The following is a 5130-nucleotide window of genomic DNA, read 5'->3' as shown; positions in this document are numbered from 1 at the left end:
CCTGCATCGCAGGCAAGCCAGCTCCCACATAAAGCTCGCTCCTACAGGGAATACTCATTCCAGCCTGTAAAAGGCCTCGCTTTAACCGTCTTAAAATCCCCGCGCCAGTCAGACCCTTCTGAATCTCCCCCCACCCGCCGTTTAGCCCTTTGCCGCCATTGACGCCTCTTGGCCAACCCTCTTATCTAGCGCCCAGAGGATTGGATCCTATCCCGGCTATTCACTGAATCGTTCTTTTCAGCCCCCTGCGCGCACCCGCGCAAAGGACCGGAACGATGGCTGCTGGCTGCATCAAGGAGATTACTTATGACGCACACCCTGCTCACCGCGCCGACCCTGCCACAGGCCCTGCGAAACGGCATCAACGCCCTGGCTGCCGCACAATTGCAGGTCGATATCGCACCCTATCCCCACATGGATGAGGGCGACCTGATCGAGCTGTTCTGGAACAACTGCTTTGCCGCCTCACGCCGGGTGACCGCCTGCAAGGTCGGCACTCCCACGCACCTGCGTGTGCCGGAAAGCTTTGTGCAGGACGGCCCGGCCCAGCTTCATTACCAGGTCATGCAGGTCGGCCACGCTGCCGCACGCTCGGCCGTGACCCGGGTGCGAGTGAAGACCAACTACCCGGGCGGCCAGCCCTCGCCCCTGTACTGCGACGAAAACCTCAACCTCGCCCCCGCCAGCCTGCCCGAGACCATTCGCCGCTACGGCGTCAACGCCAGCCAGGTGCGGCGCGGTGTTCCCCTGACCATCGAGCCCTACCTGAACATGACCAGCGGCGACGCCATCACCCTGCGCTGGGGCGATGTGCGCCTGGACCTGCCGAAGATCCGGGCCAGGGATATCGGCCTGCCCGTGCAGGTGTGGGTGCCTTCCGCGGTGATCGTCGAAGCCGGCGACGACAGCCGCCTGGACGTCACGTACTGCATTCTCGATCGCGTCGGCAACAATTCACGCTGGGCGCCGGCACGCACGCTGCGCATCGCCGCCGGGACGCCGACCCGCCCGGCCGGGTCGGGGCTGATCTATCAGCCGCGCCCCCTCGGCTCGCCCTGCGAACCTGGGTGACGGGCCTTCTATGCTTATTCCAAAAATCACGTTTATTTAAATATTTAACACGCTTAGGGTATATGCACCGGACCACCGGACATCTTTGATTTTTCTGTTTTCATTTCATTGAATGCGAGGTCGGTATGGTCAGAATTACCCCGGTGCACAACGCCAGGGCATTGCGTGCAGCCAAGGAGCGGCGCTGATGTCTAACTTGGCTCAAACACCCCCCCAGAGCGATCTGGACGTCGCTCCCCTGCTGTTGCCGGCCACCGTGCTGCGCAACGACGCAGAGGCGCTGGACGCAGCCCATGCGCTGGCCCAGGCGGCACGCCTGCACGCCGCCCAGCGCGATCAGCAACGCAAGCTGCCCTGGGCGCAGCTGGAACAGTTCACCCGCAGTGGCCTGGGCAGTATTTCCATTCCCCGTGAATACGGCGGCCCGCAGGTGTCCTTCGTGACCCTGGCCGACGTATTCGCGATCATCAGCGCGGCCGACCCGGCCCTCGGCCAGATCCCGCAGAACCATTTCGGCATCCTGCACCTGCTGCAGGGCGCGGCCACCGAACGCCAGAAAAAGCAGCTGTTCCAGAGCGTCCTCGACGGCTGGCGCATCGGCAATGGCGGCCCGGAACGCGGCACCAGGAACACCCTGGAACTCAAGGCGCGCCTCACCGCCCAGGGCGACGGCTATGTGATCAGCGGTCAGAAGTTCTACTCCACCGGCGCGCTGTTCGCCCACTGGGTGGCGGTCAAGGCGCTCAACGACGACGGCAAGCAGGTCATGGCGTTTGTACGCCGTGGCACCGAAGGGCTGCGCATCGTTGACGACTGGTCGGGCTTCGGCCAACGCACCACCGCCAGCGGCACCGTATTGCTGGATCAAGTACCCGTGGACGCCGAGCTGGTGGTGGAAAACTGGCGCATCGGTGAAACCCCGAACATCCAGGGCGCCGTCTCGCAACTGATCCAGGCCGCCATCGACGCCGGCATCGCCCGTGGTGCCCTCGACGACACCATCACCTTCGTGCGTGAACGTTCGCGCCCATGGATCGACGCCAAGGTCGAACGCGCCAGCGATGACCTGTATGTGATCGCCGACATCGGCAAGCTGAAGATCGAACTGCACGCCGCCGAAGCCCTGCTGCGCAAGGCCGGCCACGTGCTGGACCAGGTCAGCGCCGCGCCGATCACCGCGCAATCCGCCGCACGTGCTTCGATTGCCGTGGCCGAGGCGAAAGTGCTGACCACCGAAGTGTCGCTGCTGGTCAGCGAAAAGCTCTTCGAACTGGCCGGCAGCCGCGCCACCCTCGCCGAATTCAACCTCGACCGCCACTGGCGCAACGCCCGCGTGCACACCCTGCACGACCCGGTGCGCTGGAAGTATCACGCCATCGGCGCGTTCCGCTTGAACGGCACGTTGCCGGCTCGTCACTCCTGGATTTAACCGACCAGAACACTTCCTCTACAAGCTTCTGGAGCACATATGACTTTCTCTGCAAACGTCGCGGTTATCACCAGCGATGAACAAGCCCTTGTTGTCGCCAGCGACCTGGCCGAAGACTTCCGCCGCGACAGCGCCCAGCGCGACCGCGAACGCCGCCTGCCCTTGCCCGAACTGGACGTGTTCTCGCGCTCCGGCCTGTGGGGCATCAGCGTGCCGAAGGAATACGGCGGCGCTGGCGTGTCCAACGTCACCCTGGCCAAGGTCATCGCGCTGATTGCCCAGGCGGATGCGTCCCTGGGCCAGATCCCGCAAAACCATTTCTACGCCCTCGAAGTGCTGCGGGTGAACGGCACGCCAGCGCAGCAACAACGCCTGTACGCCGAAGTATTGGCCGGCCAGCGTTTCGGCAACGCCCTGGCCGAGCTGGGCACCAAGACCGCCCACGACCGCGTCACCTCGATCACCCGTGACGGCAATGGTTTCCGCATCAGCGGCCGCAAGTTCTATTCCACCGGCGCGATCTACGCCCAGCGCATCCCCACCTCGGTGGTGGACGAACACGGCGTGCAGCAACTGGCCTTCGTGCCGCGTGACAGCGCCGGCCTGACGGTGATCGACGACTGGAGCGGCTTCGGCCAGCGCACCACCGGCAGCGGTTCGGTGGTGTTCGACAACGTGTGGGTCGCCGCCGCCGACGTGATCCCGTTCCAGAGCGCCTTCGAACGCCCGACCACCGTCGGCCCGCTGGCGCAGATCCTGCACGCCGCCATCGACACCGGCATCGCCCGCGCCGCCTTTGAAGATGCGCTGCACTTTGTGCGCACCAAGACCCGCCCGTGGATCGATTCCGGCAACGACAAGGCCAGCGAAGACCCACTGACCCTGAAAAGCTTCGGCCACCTGAGCATCCGCCTGCACGCCAGCGAAGCCTTGCTGGAACGCGCAGGCGAATTCCTCGACCGCGCCCAGGCCGACAGCAACGCCGACACCGTCGCCGCCGCCTCGATAGCGGTGGCCGAAGTGCGCGCCCTGAGCACCGAGATTTCCCTGGCCGCCGGCAGCACCCTGTTCGAACTGGCCGGCAGCCAGGCGACCCTGGCCGAGCACGGCCTCGACCGCCACTGGCGCAACGCCCGCGTGCACACCCTGCACGACCCGGTGCGCTGGAAGTACCACGCGGTGGGCAATTACTACCTCAACGATGCAAACCCGCCGCTGCGGGGGACCATCTAAATGGCGAAGAAAAAAATCCTGCTCAATGCCTTCAACATGAACTGCATCGGGCATATCAACCACGGTATGTGGACCCACCCACGGGACACTTCGACCCAGTACAAGACCATCGAGTACTGGACCGAACTGGCGCAGATCCTCGAGCGCGGGCTGTTCGACGGTTTGTTCATTGCCGATATCGTCGGCGTGTACGACGTCTACCAAAACTCTATCGACGTGCCGCTCAAAGAGTCGATCCAGCTGCCGGTGAATGACCCGTTGCTGCTGGTCTCGGCGATGGCGGCGGTGACGAAGAACCTCGGCTTCGGCCTCACCGCCAACCTCACCTACGAGCCGCCGTATCTGTTCGCGCGGCGCATGTCCACGCTGGACCACCTGAGCCGTGGCCGCGTGGGTTGGAACATTGTCACCGGCTACCTCGACAGCGCCGCCAAGGCCATGGGCCTCACCGAGCAGGTCGAGCATGACCGCCGCTACGACCAGGCCGACGAGTACCTGGAGGTGCTCTACAAACTCTGGGAAGGCAGCTGGGAAGACGCCGCCGTGGTCAACGACCCGCAGGCGCGGGTGTATGCCCAGCCGGGCAAGGTGCACAAGGTCGAGCACCACGGCGAGTTCTATCAGGTAGAGGGTTATCACCTGTGCGAGCCGTCGCCGCAGCGTACGCCGGTGCTGTTCCAGGCGGGCAGTTCGGACCGTGGTCTGCTGTTCGCCGGGCGGCATGCCGAGTGCGTGTTTATCAGCGGGCAGAACAAGGCCGCGACCAAGCTCCAGGTGGACAAGGTGCGCGCCAGCGCCGTCGAAGCCGGGCGCAACCCGGATGACATCAAGGTGTTCATGGGCCTCAACGTGATCGTTGGTGCCACCGAAGAAGCGGCCTGGGCCAAGCACGCCGAGTACCTGAGCTATGCCAGCGCGGAAGCCGGCGTAGCGCACTTCTCGGCGTCGACGGCGATTGATTTTTCCCAGTACGCACTGGATGAACCGATCCAGTACGTGAAAAGCAACGCGATCCAGTCGGCCACCAAGAACCTGCAAAACAACGACTGGACCCGGCGCAAATTGCTGGAGCAACACGCGCTGGGCGGGCGCTATATCACCCTGGTCGGCTCGCCCGAGCAGGTGGCGGATGAGTTGGAGTCGTGGATCAGCGAGACCGGGCTGGATGGCTTCAACCTGACGCGGATTGTCACGCCGGAAAGCTATGTGGATTTCATTGAGCTGGTGGTGCCGGAGTTGCAGAGGCGCGGGTCCTACAAGACTGCGTATGAGGCTGGCACGTTGAGAGAAAAAGTCTTCCACGCCAGCGCTCGACTTCCCCAACAGCACACCGGATCCACTTACCGCCGCTAATCAAAATGTGGGAGCTGGCTTGCCTGCGATAGCGGTGGGTCAGC

At 64.1% G+C, this 5130-nt stretch carries 4 protein-coding genes; all 4 read left to right on the top strand.

Going from position 1 to position 5130, the window contains the following annotated elements; all coding sequences use genetic code 11:
• Positions 1 to 306 precede the first annotated feature (306 nt).
• The 4 genes from B348_RS0105715 (at position 307) to B348_RS0105700 (ending at position 5086) form a co-directional block, all read left to right on the top strand.
• On the top strand, positions 307 to 1071 hold the full coding sequence (locus B348_RS0105715) for a hypothetical protein (RefSeq protein ID WP_017735184.1): 765 nt from the start codon (positions 307 to 309) through the stop codon (positions 1069 to 1071).
• A 187-nt stretch (positions 1072 to 1258) separates the two neighbouring features.
• Complete coding sequence (locus B348_RS0105710) at positions 1259 to 2500, top strand: SfnB family sulfur acquisition oxidoreductase (RefSeq protein WP_017735183.1); 1242 nt, start codon at positions 1259 to 1261, stop codon at positions 2498 to 2500.
• Between the two features lie 39 nt (positions 2501 to 2539).
• Positions 2540 to 3733 carry an SfnB family sulfur acquisition oxidoreductase gene (locus B348_RS0105705; protein ID WP_017735182.1) on the top strand — a complete coding sequence of 398 codons (1194 nt, stop codon included), beginning with the start codon at positions 2540 to 2542 and terminating at the stop codon, positions 3731 to 3733.
• The gene (locus tag B348_RS0105700) at positions 3734 to 5086 is read left to right on the top strand and encodes an LLM class flavin-dependent oxidoreductase (RefSeq protein ID WP_017735181.1); all 1353 of its coding nucleotides are present in this window, start codon (positions 3734 to 3736) and stop codon (positions 5084 to 5086) included.
• The last annotated feature ends 44 nt before the right edge of the window (positions 5087 to 5130 follow it).

The sequence above is a fragment of the Pseudomonas sp. CBZ-4 genome (assembly GCF_000346755.1).
Lineage (GTDB): Bacteria > Pseudomonadota > Gammaproteobacteria > Pseudomonadales > Pseudomonadaceae > Aquipseudomonas.
The sequence above is the reverse complement of the archived record's forward strand: the minus strand, read 5'-3'. Positions and strand labels throughout refer to the sequence as shown.

Coding starts and splice junctions, on each gene's coding strand:
- B348_RS0105715 (WP_017735184.1), top strand. CDS start 307: ATGACGCACACCCTGCTCACCGCGCCGACCCTGCCACAGGCCCTGCGA.
- B348_RS0105700 (WP_017735181.1), top strand. CDS start 3,734: ATGGCGAAGAAAAAAATCCTGCTCAATGCCTTCAACATGAACTGCATC.
- B348_RS0105710 (WP_017735183.1), top strand. CDS start 1,259: ATGTCTAACTTGGCTCAAACACCCCCCCAGAGCGATCTGGACGTCGCT.
- B348_RS0105705 (WP_017735182.1), top strand. CDS start 2,540: ATGACTTTCTCTGCAAACGTCGCGGTTATCACCAGCGATGAACAAGCC.